General features: G+C 53.4%; 15 protein-coding genes. 8 read left to right on the forward strand and 7 right to left on the reverse strand.

Features of this window, described 5'->3' with window-relative positions; all coding sequences use genetic code 11:
• Window positions 1-49 precede the first annotated feature (49 nt).
• Window positions 50-427 carry a VOC family protein gene (locus BM231_RS03120; RefSeq protein WP_093516633.1) on the reverse strand — a complete coding sequence of 126 codons (378 nt, stop codon included), beginning with the start codon at window positions 425-427 and terminating at the stop codon, window positions 50-52.
• Window positions 428-563: 136 nt separating this feature from the next.
• Here BM231_RS03120 and BM231_RS03125 point away from each other — a divergent pair, with 136 nt between their 5' ends.
• The 7 genes from BM231_RS03125 to BM231_RS03155 all read left to right on the forward strand — a co-directional run bounded on the left by BM231_RS03125 (window position 564) and on the right by BM231_RS03155 (window position 10454).
• On the forward strand, window positions 564-1004 hold the full coding sequence (locus tag BM231_RS03125) for a winged helix-turn-helix transcriptional regulator (RefSeq protein WP_208860016.1): 441 nt from the start codon (window positions 564-566) through the stop codon (window positions 1002-1004).
• A gap of 74 nt (window positions 1005-1078) precedes the next feature.
• Window positions 1079-1525, forward strand: a complete 447-nt coding sequence (locus BM231_RS03130) for a GNAT family N-acetyltransferase (protein WP_093516637.1) — start codon at window positions 1079-1081, stop codon at window positions 1523-1525.
• A gap of 150 nt (window positions 1526-1675) precedes the next feature.
• Window positions 1676-4798 carry a double-strand break repair protein AddB gene (gene addB, locus BM231_RS03135; protein ID WP_093516639.1) on the forward strand — a complete coding sequence of 1041 codons (3123 nt, stop codon included), beginning with the start codon at window positions 1676-1678 and terminating at the stop codon, window positions 4796-4798.
• Window positions 4798-8268, forward strand: a complete 3471-nt coding sequence (addA, locus tag BM231_RS03140; RefSeq protein ID WP_093516641.1) for a double-strand break repair helicase AddA — start codon at window positions 4798-4800, stop codon at window positions 8266-8268. The genes addB and addA overlap by 1 nt, the downstream gene beginning before the upstream one ends.
• 112 nt (window positions 8269-8380) lie before the next feature.
• A complete protein-coding gene (gene trxA / locus BM231_RS03145) occupies window positions 8381-8701 on the forward strand; it encodes a thioredoxin (RefSeq protein WP_063286502.1) in 321 nt (106 codons plus the stop codon).
• 203 nt (window positions 8702-8904) lie between these two features.
• Window positions 8905-9543, forward strand: a complete 639-nt coding sequence (grpE, locus tag BM231_RS03150; RefSeq protein ID WP_063309235.1) for a nucleotide exchange factor GrpE — start codon at window positions 8905-8907, stop codon at window positions 9541-9543.
• Window positions 9544-9815: 272 nt separating this feature from the next.
• Entirely contained in the window at window positions 9816-10454 is a 639-nt protein-coding gene (locus BM231_RS03155) for a trimeric intracellular cation channel family protein (RefSeq protein ID WP_063309236.1), read from the forward strand.
• Window positions 10455-10463: 9 nt separating this feature from the next.
• Here BM231_RS03155 and lhpI read toward each other — a convergent pair whose 3' ends face one another.
• The 6 genes from lhpI to BM231_RS03185 all read right to left on the reverse strand — a co-directional run bounded on the left by lhpI (window position 10464) and on the right by BM231_RS03185 (window position 15245).
• Complete coding sequence (gene lhpI, locus BM231_RS03160; protein ID WP_093516643.1) at window positions 10464-11426, reverse strand: bifunctional Delta(1)-pyrroline-2-carboxylate/Delta(1)-piperideine-2-carboxylate reductase; 963 nt, start codon at window positions 11424-11426, stop codon at window positions 10464-10466.
• Between the two features lie 43 nt (window positions 11427-11469).
• A complete protein-coding gene (locus tag BM231_RS03165; RefSeq protein ID WP_063304296.1) occupies window positions 11470-11700 on the reverse strand; it encodes a LapA family protein in 231 nt (76 codons plus the stop codon).
• 135 nt (window positions 11701-11835) lie between these two features.
• Window positions 11836-12138: an integration host factor subunit beta gene (locus BM231_RS03170; RefSeq protein ID WP_057462715.1), complete on the reverse strand. Its 303-nt coding sequence runs from the start codon at window positions 12136-12138 to the stop codon at window positions 11836-11838.
• Window positions 12131-13138 (reverse strand): signal peptide peptidase SppA, encoded by a 1008-nt coding sequence (sppA, locus tag BM231_RS03175; protein WP_208860018.1) that lies wholly within the window; start codon window positions 13136-13138, stop codon window positions 12131-12133. The genes BM231_RS03170 and sppA overlap by 8 nt, the downstream gene beginning before the upstream one ends.
• A 222-nt stretch (window positions 13139-13360) precedes the next feature.
• A complete protein-coding gene (locus BM231_RS03180) occupies window positions 13361-13672 on the reverse strand; it encodes a chorismate mutase (protein WP_063286507.1) in 312 nt (103 codons plus the stop codon).
• Between the two features lie 868 nt (window positions 13673-14540).
• Window positions 14541-15245, reverse strand: coding sequence for an SDR family oxidoreductase (locus BM231_RS03185; RefSeq protein WP_093516645.1), 705 nt, complete (start codon window positions 15243-15245; stop codon window positions 14541-14543).
• A 445-nt stretch (window positions 15246-15690) separates the two neighbouring features.
• On the opposite strand from BM231_RS03185, the gene BM231_RS03190 reads away from it, so the two are divergent.
• Entirely contained in the window at window positions 15691-16893 is a 1203-nt protein-coding gene (locus tag BM231_RS03190; protein ID WP_208860019.1) for a GNAT family N-acetyltransferase, read from the forward strand.
• Window positions 16894-16985 lie beyond the last annotated feature (92 nt).

The raw sequence follows: 16985 nt of genomic DNA on the forward strand, positions 1-16985 counted from the left end.
GGGGAGTTCCCCTGCTGCCCATCGAGGGAGTACGTAACAGGTGGAGATATCACGCAGGCACTGTCAGGTCCTGTGCCAACATCATCGCGTTACCGTCTGGATCATAGAAGGTCGCAGTGCTCACCATGCCTTCGATGGTTTCGGTCGCGCCATCAAACTTCACGCCTGCAGCTTCCAATGAGCCGCGCGCACTCTCAATGTCACCAATACCAAAAACCGGAACCGTATTGCCAGGAGAAGGCTTGGCCTGTTCACCGAGACCAAGAGTAACGCCTTCCGTCTTGGTCTTCATTTCACTCCAGCCGGCTTCATCAATGTGATGGATCAGCTCAAAGCCAAGCATGGAGCTGTACCACTCAGCGCTCACATGGCGGTCACGAACAGAAATGGCGAGGGTAATCGTATTTTCCAAAGAAACAAGAGACATCAAACTTTCCTTTTGCTAAAAAATAAAGTAACTATACATTATGGACATTACGACGCTTGTCAAGCTCACGTCTCGGGCTTGGTCTCTAAATATTCTGGCTCTCTTGCATTCCGGTGTTCCCGGCAGGCAGGCCCCGTTGTTGGCTGCATCGGGCGCTGGCCGCACGTCATTCGCGGCAAGTCTTGAGCATCTTACCCAGCTTAAACTCCTGGAGAGGAACCCAGGTCACGGTCATCCGCTGCGCCCCGAGTTCCGCTTGACCCCGGCAGGCATCAAGGCCGCCGAAATCGCCAGCAAAATCGTGACCGCAGTTCCGGATGAGAAGGAATTCGCCCTACTACGCAAAAGCTGGACGGTCCCCATTTTGGCGCTCACCGCCGCTCCTCAGCGCTTCTCAGGAATAAGAACGAACCTGGTGCCAATCACCGATCGCGCGCTATCAGCCTCGTTGGTTCAATTGGAAGAGCGAGAGTGGATCAAACGCGACATCAACACTGCTGCCCGCGTCCCATTCCCCACCTACTGCGCCGCCAACGCCGGACAACAAATCAACCGCGCAATTGATCTGCGGGTGTGAGTGCGGCGGGGATATAAAATCACACCGTGCTTTTTGTTGTCTGCCAGGCATCATGATCCTCACCGGAGACATAAATGACCTTAATCCTGAGTTCCGATGATGCACCTCATTTTCTGACGCAGCTGTGTGATTGGTTTGCTCAGGAATGGGGGGAGATGGACCCGATGGACCTCAGGCAGAGCGATCTTGAAGGGCCATCCCCTTTGCTGGCAATCAGCGAGGAGGAGAAGTTGATCGGTGGATTGGCGTTTACAATCGCCCCAGAACCTCAAGGCACGACGAACTCTATCTGGATCAATGCGTTGCTGGTTGCTCCAGAACACAGAGGGAAAGGCGTTGCTTCAACGCTGATACGAGCAGCAGAAAAGGCAGCTGCTTTGAAGAACATAACTAAGCTGTTTGTTTATACAGAATACGCAGCCCTTTACACCGGTTGCTTCTGGGAGCTTCTCGAAACCAAGGAAGGCAATTCAGTTTTGAGCAAAGCATTGGAGCCACGAGTTCAGGAAGATCAGCTTTGAGATGATGCGTGCGGATGTATCGTCAATAACGGAAACAGTCAGGTTCATCACCAATCACGCGGGGATATAAAACCGTGTCGTGCTTTTTGCTGTGTGATCCGCCGAAAACTGAACTAAAAAGGAGCATTCGGTTCTTTTCAGGAGGCTCCGGTGGCGGCCACCCCAAATATTTTCAGCGTTTCTCCATCCACGCCATTTCTGCAGGCAACCGTGGAAGCGTTGCTCTCTGGGCAGTTGATCCCGGGGTTTCAGGCGGATGATAACCCGCTGGTGCTGGCTGATGTCACCATCTACGTGCCAACCCGCCGTGCTGCCAGAACCCTGCCGGATGTCCTGCGCAGAGCTTTGGGCTCCAAAGCCGCCCTACTGCCCAAGATCCTACCCCTTGGCGATGTGGACGAAGAAGAGCACATCCTGAAAGGTCATGGGGATGGCGAAGCGTTGCCGCCTGCCATGTCCACCATGGAACGCAAGCTCGCGATGACGCGTCTTGTATGGGCATGGAAGGGTCAGCTCCGCCGTCAGATCCTACAGCTCAAAGAAGATGACCCAGCACGCGTTCCAGCGTCCTCCGCGGATGCCGCATGGCTCGCGGGCAACCTGCTCACACTCATGGATGAGGTGCAGACAGAAGAGGCCAGCTGGACAGAGCTGGGCAACCTTGTCCCCGACGATCACGCCGAATACTGGAAAATCACGCTTGAGTTCCTGAAGATCGTCACCGACCTGTGGCCCGAGCACCTGAAGGCCATCGGCATGATGGACCCAAAGGAGCGCCGCTCAGCCCTCATCCGCGCAGAAGCCGCCCGCCTGCGCACAACACCGCCACACGGTCCGGTAATTGTAGCTGGTGCGACCGGTTCCTTCCCAGCCACCGCCGAGCTGATGAAAGCCGTGCTGAGCCTGGAGAACGGAGCCCTTGTCCTTCCTGCACTCGACATGGGCATGGATGCCGAAAGTTGGCAGGCACTTGGCAGCCCGACAGAGCCACAACGCGTTCCCGGTCATCCCCAATACAGCCTCCGCCAACTGCTCCTTGCGCTGGGCATAAAACGAGAAGACGTCACACAGCTGGGCGCACCGGAAAGCGAAGCTTTGCGCCTGCGCTGCGAGATCGTCAACGAAGCACTCCGCCCCGCAGAAACAACGGAAGAGTGGCAAAACTTCTTCACCTCAGAGCTGGCAGACCACAGAGAGACCGCCTTCGCAGGCACGCAGCTGATCACGGCGCGAAACGAATCCGAAGAAGCGCTTTCCATTGCGCTGCTGCTGCGTGAAGCGGTGGAAGCGGGTAAATCGACTGCGCTGATCTCACCAGACAGAACACTGGCCCGACGCGTAGCATCAGAGCTGACCCGCTGGGGCATCATCGTGGACGACACCGCTGGTCGCCCGCTGGAGCAAACACCGCCCATGGTGCTTGCCATCCTCACCGCAAAGCTTGCCCTACAAGGTCTCGATCCGGTCAACCTGCTGGCCTTGCTCAAACATCCGCTCGCCTTTCTCGGCATGAAGGCCAAGGAAGTCCGTTCAGCTGCCCGTGCTTTGGAACGGGGCGTGCTGCGCGGCCCACATCCAAGACCGGGCCTGAGTGGCCTGCGTGAAGCGGTGGCAGCTGCGCATGATCAAGCTATGGAGAAGGCGGATAGACCCGTCTCCCGCTGGCGCAAATTAGTGGAAGAAGACTGGGACGCCATCAACACCCTGCTGGACCGTCTGGAACAAGCGCTCGGCCCACTGGAAGCCCTGCTGCAAAATCCAAATGAGATCCCGGTCGAAGACATCATCAAAACTCACGTGGATGCGGTCCTGCTGCTTGGGGCTGATGAAAACGGCTCCACGGAAGAGCTGTTCAGTGGCGAAAACGGTAAGGCGCTTGCCGAAACCTTGACGTCCTTGCTGGAAGCTGATGCTGCGGGCCTCTGCGTGCCTGCCAATGAATGGCCCGGCGTGTTTGGTGCCCTCATCACTGGCGGCGCCGTCCGCTCCCGCACACCTGCCGATCCCCGCATCCATCTGCTCGGCCCCATGGAAGCCCGCCTCCAGCGTTACGACCTCGTCGTCCTCGGTGGACTGAACGAAGGCACATGGCCGCAGCGCACCCGCAATGATCCATGGCTCAACCGCCCGATGAAAGGCCAGATCGGCCTTGACCCACCAGAGCGTAAAATCGGTACCTCCGCCCACGATTTCCTCTGGAACCTTGGCGCGCCGGAAGTGGTACTTTCCCGCTCTGAGCGTGTAGATGGCTCCCCAACAGTGGCCTCCCGCTGGCTTCAGCGCATAGTGACACTCGCTGGCCAAAGTGTTGAGCAGCAGATGCGCGCCAAAGGCAAACGCTACACCGAGCTGGCTCTCGTGCTCGACCGCTCAGAAACACCGGTTCGTCCAGCCAAACGGCCTGAGCCAAAGCCACCAGTGGAAGCCCGACCAGTCCAGCTTTCTGTCACAGCAATCGAAAACCTGATCCGCGATCCATATCTCATCTACGCCAAGAACGTGCTGAAGCTGGATGAGGTCGACCCGATTGGCGGGGAGCCAGGAGCTGCCGACAAAGGCAATATCATCCACGATGCGCTGGCAAACTTCCTTGAAGATTGGGATGGCCCGTTTGACGAAAAAGCCGTCCGTGCCCTGATAACCGAAGGGGGACGCCTGTTCCGCCCGCTTGATGCATTCCCAGCCATTCGTGCCCTGTGGTGGCCGCGCTTTGAGCGTATCGCGGAAGAGTTTGTCGCTTATGAAGGCGAAGTCGCGCCGAAGATCTACGACCGCTTCCTTGAAGAGTACGGCAAAGTGGAAATGCAACGCCCGGAGCGCAACTTCACGCTCACAGGCCGTGCAGACCGCATTGACCAGATGAAAGACAACAGCTTGCGCGTGGTAGATTACAAAACTGGCCAACCGCCCTCTGCCAAACAGGTCGAAGCGTTGCTCTCACCACAGCTGCCGCTGGAAGTCGCCATGATCCGCCGTAAGGGTTTTGAGGATCTGCCCCATGACATGCCAATCTCCGACATGCTCTACATCCAGCTCAAAGGCGGCAGCGATGCTGTGAAGTTGGAAAGCCGTGTGCCAAAGGAAAGCACCGCCGAAGAATTGGCAGAAGAAGCGTGGAAACGCTTGGAACAGCTCGTCGCGGCCTATGAAAACCCGAGGAAGGGCTATCTCTCAAGAGCACGTGTGCTGAAGGAAAGGGAATGGGCCGCTTCCTATGATCATCTCGCCCGCGTGCAGGAATGGTCCCTCGGAGAAGACGGGGAGGATGCATAATGGATATTCCAGCAAAAACCCTCGATAGCCAACAACGTGCAGCGCATCCTGAAAACTCAGCATGGGTGAGTGCAAACGCAGGCTCCGGCAAAACCTTCGTGCTCGCCCGCCGTGTGGTCCGCTTGCTGCTGTCCGGCACCGACCCATCCCGCATCCTCTGCCTCACCTTCACCAAGGCAGCAGCGGCGGAGATGGCAACTCGCGTGTTCGATTCCCTGGCCAAGTGGACGCAGCTAAGTGATGCAGAGCTTGCCGCCGAGATCGAGGACATCGAAGGCCGACCGACGTCAACAAAGCAGCTGGCAAACGCCCGCCGCCTCTTCGCCAAAGCGCTGGAAACGCCGGGTGGCCTAAAGATCCAGACCATCCATGCCTTCTGTGAAGCGCTGCTCCACCAGTTCCCGCTGGAAGCCAACGTGGCCGGGCACTTCTCCGTGCTGGATGATCGCTTGGCTGAAGAGTTGCTCAATGAGGCCCGCGCCAGCGTTCTGCACAGCGCAGAGATTGAGCCAGACTCCGACATCGGGTCAGCTCTGTCCCAGCTTATCGAGCTATTACCGGATTCAGGTGTCGAGAAAGCTCTCTCTGAGCTGATCAGCCGCCGCGATGCATTCTATCGCTGGGTTGCTCCTTATGGGGACCTGGAAAGCGCCATTTCCGCGCTATACGCTGATTTCTCCGTCATGCCGGAGGATGATATATCTGGCTTTGCATCTTCGTTGCGACGGAATTCTTCTCTCAGTGACGACGAAGTAAAAGCGTTTGCAGAAGCCTTACGCGTCGGCTCCAAGACAGATCAGGACCGAGCCGCTGCTCTGGATCAGGCCATCACACTCAAAAGCGACGAAGCCTGGCGCATCGCTTGGTTGAAGATCTTTCTCACCGGAACCCTCAGCCCGCGCAAGTCTCTCGCCACCAAGAAGGTCCAAACCGCCTTCCCGGAAGTTGTCGAGCGCTTGTTCGCTGAGCAAATGCGTGTGTTGGAAGCTCTGCGGCACCTGAATGCCGTCATAACGGTTTCTGGTACAAAAGCGATCCTCACCCTCTCCGATGCGGTTTTGCGTTATTACGAGACGGAAAAACTCCGTCGCGGCTACCTCGACTTTGAAGATTTGGTGGTAAAATCTGCGCAGCTCCTGTCCCGTGCTGAAGCCGCACAATGGGTGCAGTACAAACTGGATCAGGGCCTCGACCACATCCTTGTCGATGAAGCACAGGACACCAGCCCGCGCCAGTGGGAGGTGATCCGCGCACTGGCAGAAGAATTCTTCGCTGGTGACAGTGCACGAGAGAAAGTCCGCACCATCTTTGCGGTGGGGGATGAGAAGCAATCCATCTACTCCTTCCAAGGGGCTGTGCCAGCTTACTTTGCCGAAATGCGCAAGTTCTTCGCCCGCAGAGCTGAAGAAGCGCAGAAGAACTTTGAAGGCATCGAGCTCAACCTCTCCTTCCGCTCCACGCCAGATGTTTTGGGCGCAGTTGATAAGGTGTTCGACACACCGGAAACCTACAAAGGCCTGTCACAGGACAATGTCGCACCGGTTCACGAAGCGATCCGCCACAACGATCCGGGACGTGTTGAAATCTGGCCACTGGAAGAGGCCGTTGAAACGCTGGAACCAGACGATTGGACCCAGCCCATTGATGCAATCGGCACAGGCAACCCGATGTTGCGCCTCGCCACCCGCATTGCAGAGCAGATCAAGGACTGGGACCAACGCAAAATAGCAGGCCCGGGTGATGTTTTGGTACTGGTCCGTAAACGCGGTCAGTTTGTGGAAGCGCTCAACCGTGAACTCAAACGCTTGGATGTACCCGCAGCGGGGTCTGACCGTCTTGTCCTGACGGATCACATCGCCGTCAAAGACCTTGTCGCGCTGGGCCGCTTTATTCTGCTGCCGGAAGATGACCTCTCTCTCGCCTGCGTTCTCAAAAGCCCGCTCTTTGGTTTGCTGGATGATGACCTCTTTGAGATCGCCCACGAAACACCGGGTGTCCCAAGACCGGGGACTCTCTGGCATGAGCTGCTGAGAAAGTCAGAAAGCAGCGAGAAGTGGCAAGAAATTCGCAAGCAGCTGGTTGTCTGGCGTGACCGCGCCGACTTCGTTCCACCCTTCGAATTTTTCGCCAAGATCATGGGAACCGATGGCTATCGCCAGAAGTTTCGTGAGCGCCTCGGCACAGAAGTGGATGACGTGCTTGATGAGTTCCTTTCATTAACGCTCACCTATGAGAAGAGCGGCACACCCGGCATGGAAGGCTTCCTGGCATGGCTTGCAGAAGCGCCAACTGAGATCAAACGAGAGCTCAACGCCGCTAAAGGCATGGTTCGCATCATGACCGTCCATGGCTCAAAGGGATTGGAAGCGCCCTATGTTATTCTCGCTGATGGCTGCAACGCACCCGTCTCCAGCCTGCATGCGCCGGTGATGGTTGAAAAACAACGGGCAGGGGATATAGAAGCGGCTCCCGCTCTCGTCTGGCTGCCCAACAAAGCGCAGCGCACCGAGTGGCATGAAGAAGCGCTGGAACTGCTGGCAGAAGAGCAGAAAGAAGAATACCGCCGCTTGCTCTATGTAGCTCTCACCCGTGCCAAGGATCGGCTTGTCGTGTGTGGTTGGTCACCAAAGCGTGGCCCGCATGATGAATGTTGGTACACACTCACCCGCAACGGATTGATTGAAGAAGCACGCGAGCAAACAGATGTAAACGGCGAAGTGTCGGCGTGGATTTGGACCAAGGGCGGCATAGAAAAGCCAGAGCCGATCCTGCCGCAATCTGAAAAGATTGAGAGCCGGAAACAGGCGGTTATGCCAGACTGGGTCTCAACAAACGTCAGCACACCGGAGCGTATCCGCCGTGTAAAACCATCTGCCGCCTTTGAGGAGATGGAAGCAAAAGAGAATATCGAGCAGCAAGATCCGAAAGATGCTTTGGAGGCAGCGCGCCAACCAGAAGACTGGCCACTGGTCCGTGGCCGCATCGTTCACCGCCTGCTGGAGTTTCTGCCTGATCTGGCCGAAGAACAACGCGTGGTATCTGCCGAAAGGTTCCTTGCCAGCTCTCTGCCGGAGCGCTTTGCGGACAACAAGGAACGTCTGCTGGATGATGTGTTGGGTACGCTGGGCAACCCAGAGTTTGCAGAACTGTTCAGCGCTAATGGCAGGGCCGAAGTTCCAATACAGGGCATGCTCACGGGTGAGGATGGCAAGCCGGTTGAAATCTTCGGTCTGATTGACCGTTTGCTGGTCAATGACAAAGAAGTGATCATTCTCGACTTCAAGACAAATGCCTACGTTCCAAGGAGCGTGCACGATGTCTCCGAAACGTATGTTGCGCAGCTGGCTGTTTATAGAAAATTGCTTTCTGAGCTTTATCCTGATCGGAGAATAAGAGCGCTGCTCCTCTATACGTCAGGTCCTCATTTGGTAGAAATACCAGTGGAACTGATGAAATCTTTTAAATTCTAGTCGAATGTTGAGAATTCGTTCGCTTGACGCTCGGCACTTGCGTTCTTACTTTCAGGGCAACAGAGTTTGCTCAGTTGGGGCGACTCAACCTGCACTATGAAAAGAGGCAAAAATGGCCACTGTGAATGTTGAAGACGGTAACTTCGAAGCTGAAGTACTTCAGAGCTCGACCCCTGTTCTCGTAGATTTTTGGGCGACCTGGTGTGGTCCTTGTAAAATGATTGCGCCGTCCCTGGAAGAAATCTCTGAGGAAATGGCTGGTCAGGTCAAAGTTGCTAAGTTGGATATCGACAGCAACCAGCAGAGCGCAATGAATTACGGCGTTCGTTCTATCCCAACCATGATCCTGTTCAAGGATGGTCAGCCAGCTGCGACCCTCGTAGGCGCACAGCCTAAGGGCAAAATTGCTGATTGGATCAAGCAGTACTCTTAATTTTGAGGGTATCTGCAACGAAATGCTGAGTAAAATCGGGCATTCTGAGGATCTCCGGTCACGGAAGTGGCCGGAGGTCTTTTGTTTTTGGCAAACAACGACTAAATAAGGACCGACTAGGTTTTTTGTACGGGCGCCTTTGGGCAGCCCTGCAATGCTTTGCTCTTTGTAACGGAGAGCAAGTTTTAAGAGACGGGATGACGATGAGCGATCAAAATAAAACTCCGCAGGCAGAAGAGCAGGTAAATCCGGAAGCTGTGGTTGACGAAACTGCGAATGGAGCCGAGCAGGCAGAAGTTGCTGCGGAAGTAGATCCAATCGAGGCGCTGAGAGAAGAAAACGCTGCCCTGAAGGACCGCGCTCTGCGCACCATGGCAGAAATGGAAAACCTGCGCCGTCGGACTGAAAAAGAAGTCAAAGACGCTAAAGCCTACGCAGTCGCAGGCTTCGCGCGTGACATGCTGGTGGTCAATGACAACCTTGGCCGTGCAATCGAAGCATTGCCAGATGACGCACGTGAAAACGACGAAAACCTGAAGGCACTGGTTGAAGGCGTTGAAATGGTAGAGCGCGAAATGCTCAACCACCTGGAAAAGCACGGCGTGAAGCGTCTTTCACCTGAAGGCGATAAGTTCAACCCGCATTTCCATCAGGCAATGTTTGAAGTGCCGAACACAGAAGTTCCAAACAACACTGTTGTTCAGGTTGTTCAGGCTGGCTACGTCATCGGCGAGCGCGTCCTGCGCCCTGCAATGGTTGGCGTGTCCAAAGGCGGCCCAAAAATTGCTCCAGTTGCCGACAAAGCAGCAGAGCCAGGCTCCACAATCGACAAAGAAGCCTAAAAAAGAAAGCCCTCAAGACACTGAGGGCTTCTCAAAAGAATTCCAAAACGGAGGCCAGCATTTGGTCTCCGCTTTTTTGTGCGGTTATGCCCGTAGCTCTGCAAGAAACGCAGGGCTGATTTGAACTTCTCGGCGCTGTCCCCAAACGCTTCACAGGATCTAAGGCTATTTAAATCTCACAAATGAAGTAGTGTAGTTCTCCGGTTGATTTTTTAAGATGGCTGTCTAATACCAGCAGACTTGAATTCAACGACTTTGCGGGCATGACGTAGATGCATTCTGAGATCTGGCAGTACCTGGACTTTTTTGGCGTGGCCGTATTCGCCGTGACTGGTGGGCTGGTCGCTGCACGTCTGCGTCAGGATTTTATCGCTTTTCTGTTCTTTTGCTCTTTGACGGGTATCGGTGGCGGCACCCTGCGGGACACCCTGCTTGATGTGCCGGTCTTCTGGATCGAAGACGAGAGCTACCTGTATGTCTGTGTGGCCGTCTCAATTGCCATGTGGTTCATCGCCCATAAGGTCGAAGCATGGGGCCGCCCGTTGCGTTGGCTCGATGCGATTGGTGTCGCGTCCTATTCGGTAATGGGCGCTGCAAAAGCGATTTCACTGGGTGATACTGCCGCGGTTGCTGTCCTCATGGGTGTTGCTACGGCGACATTTGGTGGAATCCTGCGTGATATCATCGCTGGCCAGCCATCTGCATTGCTGCAAAGAGAGATCTACCTTGCGGCTGCGCTTGCTGGTGCGATCACGTACACCTCTACGCTCATGGCAACGGGAGAAAGCAACCTCGCTGCTGCTTTGGGTTTTGCTGCGGCGATGATTTTACGTGGTGGCGCAATCGCAAGAGACTGGTATCTACCAAGCTATACGCCCCCAAAGAAGAACGATATGGATGAGTTGGACTAAGTCCCTCGGCTAAACGCGCAGATAAACGTGTCCGGCAACTGCAAGGTCTGCCAGAGCAGTGCCCGTTGATTTAAAAAGCGTGATTTGCTCGTAAAAGCGCCGTCCTGCCCGATCCCCCTGACACAACTCCGCCAAATCAGAAGCAATGTCCTGCAGGCTCAAAACGCCATCCGCAAGGGGCTCTTTGAGGTCCCCGGTGGTTGTTGGAGTGTTGTCATAGCTGTCCAGAAACAGCCGTGCCTGAGAAATGACGGTATCATCGCACTCACGCTGATCAGCATGCATGGAGCCAACCAGATCCAGATGCGTTCCCTCTTGTAGCCATTCCCCTTGAATGATCGGCGTATTTGCACTCGTCGCACAGCACACAATATCCGCGCCTCTGACAGCGCCGCCCAAATCCGCTGTCGCTGAAACCTTAAAGGGTTGTCCCTGCATATGCTCCACCAACTGCTGAGCAGCGGCAGGGCTTCGGTTCCAGACCAGAACCTCCTTGATAGGGCGTACGGAAGCATGCGCATCAATCAGATAAGGGGCAAGGTTTCCAGCGCCCACCATGAGCAAACGGGAAGAGTCTTCTCGTGAAAGATACGAGGAGGCCAGCGCCGATGTCGCGGCTGTGCGCCAATTAACAAGTGCTTTGCCATCCAGAAGCGCAAGCGGTGTTCCGGTTTTACCAGACTGCAAAAGATACACGCCCGCAACAGCAGGTGCATCATGCTCCAGTGATGTGGGAAGACAACTCTCCAAGCGCGTGCCAATAAACCCGCGCTCAACAGTGTCTTGAGCCGCAAAGTTATGCCATGCAGAGGAGATGGTGAGAGAGCCGTCATCAAGGCCGGTTGGACGTGCAATCCTCTGTGTATGCGGGGAAGGGGCCACCACACCAACACGAAATGCACGTCTCAGCGTCTCAAGAAGATCGCGAAAGCTCATCACCTCCTCAATGTCCTGAGCTGTGATGATCCGCATTCGCAATCCCCGTGTTAAACGTCAGGGCAGACTAATAAAGCGGTTAGGCTGCTTTTTTATGGTCTGGTGCAGGCAGGCCGGGTGCAATGTCACCCTGCGCTACCTTACGCAGTGAATCCGCTTCATGTTTAAGTTGGTTCGCTTCTCGTCGTTGAACACGAGCCTCTTTACGAAACCGTCCTTGTCGCATCCAGGTCGCCACACCGCCAAGCATCACGCCCAGTCCAACAGCGCCAAACAGCAACCAGAAAACCGGGATGTTGAACGTCAACATCGGATCCTCTGGGTTAAAGGGGTTAAGCGAAATCAGCGTGGAATGCCGGTTCGCAACCGCAAGTACAACAAGTAGAGCTGCTATAGGTATAAGCAGCAAATTCCGAAGGAAACGAGCCAATTTATTACTCCAGGATCAGTCGTCTTCGCCGTGATCCGTACCGTCGTTCAGTCGTTCGCGCATTTCTTTGCCGGTTTTGAAGAACGGAACGAACTTTTCGCCAACTTCAACTTTTTGGCCAGTTCTTGGATTGCGTCCAACGCGTGCCGGGCGGTTCTTCACTGAGAACGCACCAAAGCCACGCAGCTCAACGCGGTCACCGCGCATCAGCGCTTCGGTAACTTCATCAAGAATGGCGTTTACGATATTCTCTACATCGCGTTGATAGAGATGCGGATTACGCTCCGCAATAGTCTGTACTAATTCCGATTTAATCATGCTTTGCCCCCCCAAGTGCTGAGACTGTTGCCGCATCCGGAGCCTGCCAAACAGACACGAGACCGTCAAGCGGTAGGCTTGAATCTACGACACTTTTTGCTGTTTTGAGAAGTGAGATGATCAAATTCTGGTTCTCACTACCCAAAAAGCCTAATAAATTTGCAGGGAACGGGAGTGACCGCTCGTCTGATTCTGGTTTCCAGTCGATGATTTCCAAATCACTGGAAAGCCCTTTTTCGTCAATAAGCCACTGATGCGCGGCCTGCTCGCCACCAATCTCATCGATCAGTTCAAGGTCTTTTGCCTGGTGTCCGGTGTAAACCTGACCGTTCGCCAGCTGAAGTGCACGCTCTTTAGAAAGGCCTCTGCGCTCTGCAACAAGTCCAACGAACCACATATAAGTATCGTCGATCAGCTCTTGCAAAGTTTCTTTCACTTCCGGCGTGGCTGGCTCATAAAAGTTTGGCTCAGCTTTCAATGGTGCGCTTTTAATTGCATCCATTTCAACGCCAATCTTGTCGAGCAACCCTTTTGCATTGCCATATTGGAAGAGAACACCGATGGAGCCGGTCAACGAGGTGTATTGAGCGACAAGGTGATCACTGGCAATAGCGGAAAGATAAGCAGCTGAAGCGCCAAGCGTCGTGATGGACGCAGTCAGAGGCTTCTTCTCAGCAATCTTGCGCAGCGCATTGTAAAGCGCTTCACCGCCAGAGGTGGTACCACCTGGAGAATTAATAGAGACGATAACGCCTTGCACGGTGTCATCCTTGGCGATTGCTTCAAGCATCTCCAACTGACGGCGATCATAGGTGATCGGTCCGTTGATTTCGATGCGAGCAATATGCTTTTCAGAACGGGCCAGCTCTCCAAGGCCAGTTGCCTCGGCGCCTGCCCACAACAGCAAAGCTGCAAGTGCTAAAAAACTAACGACACGCCAAAACGAAACTTTCCGTCTCAGGCGTCTGCGATCAATAAGAACGTCACTGTCTAGACTCATGGGGTCTTCCCGGTCAAACTCATTTAAGCGACTATAGGGAAACAATACCTAAGCTTTTGAATAAGCCAAGTGTTCTTTCTCTGCAGGCGGTAAAAACACGACCATAAATTAAGCTTTGTCCCTGCCAAACGGTTAATTTGGGGAAGTAGGCTCTTAATTCTCCGAAAATTTCTGGTTGCAATGCTAGTCGACTAAGATGCCAGAGAAAATGGCGATACTATGTTATTTTGCGTTTTCCTCTGCTTCCATAAGGTCTTCCTCGTGCGCAATCGCACTTTCCATCAGTGCGCGCCACATGGTCTCATAGGTCTGCGCATTCAGGCCATGCGCTCGGGCATGGGCTTTTACGTTGCTGGCAACTTCCTCAACCCGGCTTTCAATGCGGGCAGACAGGCCAATTGGTTTTTTGATTTCAGCGGCGCGTGTGATGTAAGTCCAGCGCTCTGCAAACAGGGAAATTAGCTCGGAATCCAGACGATCAATTTCTGCGCGGATCTGAGTCATATCGTGACATTCGCTAGCAGAGTTCTTCATTAGTTTTTTGCTGCCTATCGGATTGAATGACGTGGCGGGGGAGTGCCACCTTTTGAAATGTCATACCCGAAATAAATGCTTGGTCGCAACTAGCATATGTTTATCGCATAAAAAATCCGTTCCGTTCATCAGGAGGTGGGGGGGAGCTGAGAACGGAACGGGATCTGTATGGCCATGGGGCCAGTTGGACTTTTCGTCTTTTTTGGGCCACTGTTTTATCGATTGCTCTGAAAACCGATAGGTTCAGTGATCTTAATTCTTGACGCGAGAACTAGGGGCATAGTTCACCGCGCGCTGTTGGAAACCCAAAGCCGATTGCTGCAAGGACGGCGTAAAACGGGTTTCCAGTTAGCCCTGCGGTTTCGGGCGGACCGCTAGGGCATTCCGAAGTCTTGAAGCTGCCGGACCTTATTTTTTTTATTGGCCTCAACGATGTTTCAAGACAAACAGCACAGTGGAGTTCGAGAGAATGGGATACTCTCTTGCTCGCCATGTAAAGTAATATACAGATGTTACTTGAAGATAAATAGAAATCAGAAATAGAAAATTTCGAAAAACGACTCTATCTTAGGTGGTGTATAGCAAATTAAAGGTTGTTATCGAATCTTATCATCAATTTACTATTGCTTATCTATTATGTTTATTTTGATTAAAGTGAATTAATATTTACATTAATTAAAATTGAGCACATGTAAATGCTCCATATCACACAATTTGCTTTGTTTGCTTCTGGTGAAGTACAGGCGCGTCGTTAAAAAAGGGGCGTCTCCGCCCCTTTCTGATCGTACAGGTTTAAGATCTCTCCGATTAATCGAGAGAAAATGACATCACGCAAATTGCGACAGATACCTTCGCAAAATTGTCCAGCCTAAATTGAGCGCGTAATTCCGCCGTCAATGCGGATATTTTGTCCCGTCATGTAGCTGGAGGTATCCCCGGCAAGGAAAGCAATCAGATCAGCTACTTCCTGTGAGGTGCCATAACGCCCCATTGGAATGCGATCGCGGCGTTCTTCCTTCTCTGGCAAGCTATCGATAAAGCCTGGTAGGACGTTGTTCATGCGAATATTCGAGGATGCATACTTGTCCGCAAACAGCTTCGTAAACGCAGCAAGGCCAGCTCGGAACACACCGGATGTCGGGAAAAGCTCTTCCGGCTCAAACAGAGCATAGGTTGAGATGTTGACGAAGCTGCCTCTGCCCTGTGCCTCCATGATTGGAGTAACAATACGGGTGATGCGCACCACGTTCAGGAGGTAGAAGTCCATCCCTCTAGACCAGTCTTCATCGGTGAGCTCAAGGATCGGCCCCTTTGGACCATGACCGGCACTGCTGACAACTGTATCAATACGGCCCCACTTCTCCATCGCAACATCAACAAGACGCTGGAGATCCGCAGTTTCAAGGTTGGAGCCTGTAACGCCGACACCACCAAGTTCCTCAGCCAGCTTCTCGCCTTTACCAGAGGAAGAGAGGATGGCGACCTTATAACCGTCCTCTGCCAGCTTACGTGCAGCAGCAGCACCCATACCACTGCCACCAGCAACAATCAGCGCAACTTTCAAATCACTCATGAAACCCTCCTGAATTAAATCAAGTGTATTCCATTTTCTGTGGGGCAATAAATCAAGTGACGATTTGTCATCACCCTGAGAGAAACCATGCTGAGGAGACAGTATTTCTAGTGCTGATGCTCCTAACGGAAACGTGAGAAACTCAAATGCTCAGATTTCTATAAAATACTTCTACTTTTAACTGGTTGAAAACAACTATGTATAAATATCAGGAGTTAGAGCGCGTTCCGTTTGATTGGATTCAATCAAACGACAAGAATTCGCTCCAACAAAGATTTTGGAGCACGGTGCGTGAATGCTAATGAACGCGACGTGCTCTAGGGCGAGAGCCATGAGATTCAGTCATTTAAAGTGTTTTGTCGAACAGTAGACACTGGTTTTCGGCTAAAGATACGCAAACTGCTTTAGTTAAAGTCATTTTATGCATCGATAAGGGAGAAGTTTGTTGCAGGCAGATGTTATCACATCGAACGAGCTCGCCTCTGTGCGGCTGAGCTCTGCAACAAAAGCACTTCAAAATCCGTCTGTGCGCGTGTTGCAGTCTGCTGTCGAGGTAGCAGAACTCCAGCAACAATGGCACCAACTGGAGCAGGCCTCCAAAGGTAATCTGGTCTTTCAAAGCTATGCTTGGATCATAGCGATGCTTGAAAATCCTGCATCGGTCCAGTCAGCCAAAATCTTCGCTGTCTACGACCAACAAAGCCTGATCGCGGTTCTGCCGCTGCGCATTGAGAAGCAAAAGTCCCTGAAAGCGCTGACTGGTTTAGGAGAGCCTTTTCAGCAGTACTCAGAAATGTTGCTTGATCCAGCCTATAGTCCTGCTGACGTGCTGGACCACCTGAAGCCATACCTGCAAAAAGCTGGCGCTGATGTTATTCATCTCCGCCAGATCAGAGAAGGCGGCGCGCTTTATGAGTATGCCAGCACTTATTTCACCGAGGTCGGAGAAACCGATGGCGCCCCATGGCTGGAGCTGAACCAGTGGAACAGCTTTGAGGATTATCTAACATCCATCTCCGCGCGCTCTCGCAAAACCATTCGCAACCAACGCAATCGCCTGCACAAATCCGCAGGCCTGACACATCGCGTTGTCCGGCAAGAAGATTCGGAACTCGAAACCCTGCTTCTACGAACCTTAAATGGGCGTGAAAACTGGGTCGAAGCCATGGGCTACTCATCGCGCGCGCTGGAAGGTGATGGCTTGCAGAACTTCCTTCTCTCATTAAGCAAGGGCACTGCCAAAGGCTGTGAGCTCATCGCTTTCGAACTGAAGCACGGTGATCGGCCAATCTCTACCGAATGGGGCTTCCTGTTCGAAGGCTGCTATTCTGCTTACATGGCCGATTGGAACCCGGACTACGAACAATCCAGTCCCGGTAAACTTCACCAGATGGACGTCATCGAAGCGTGTTTTGCACTTGGGATCGATAAAGTCGATTTCCTCAAGCCAGCCTCCCGCTACAAAATGACATGGACCTCACAGGTCGCCAGTGTCTTCGATGCAGTCAGTCCGCTCTCATTCAAGGGACAGCTCTATGCCAGTCTCTGGCTCAAGAACCTGCGCCCCTTAGCAAAGCGCATCGTACTCGCAATGCCAAAAGGTCCGAGAGCGCTCCTGATGAGCTCCGTGAAGAAGATCAGGGGCTAACTCTGCTGAGAGGCAGAACTCCCTGAAACAGGCCGCTCCCAAGCTCGTCTCAGACATAAGCGCGCAAAATAACGCGAAGCAACGCAAACGAA

It is taken from the genome of Pseudovibrio ascidiaceicola (assembly GCF_900114245.1).
Classification (GTDB): Bacteria; Pseudomonadota; Alphaproteobacteria; order Rhizobiales; family Stappiaceae; genus Pseudovibrio; species Pseudovibrio ascidiaceicola.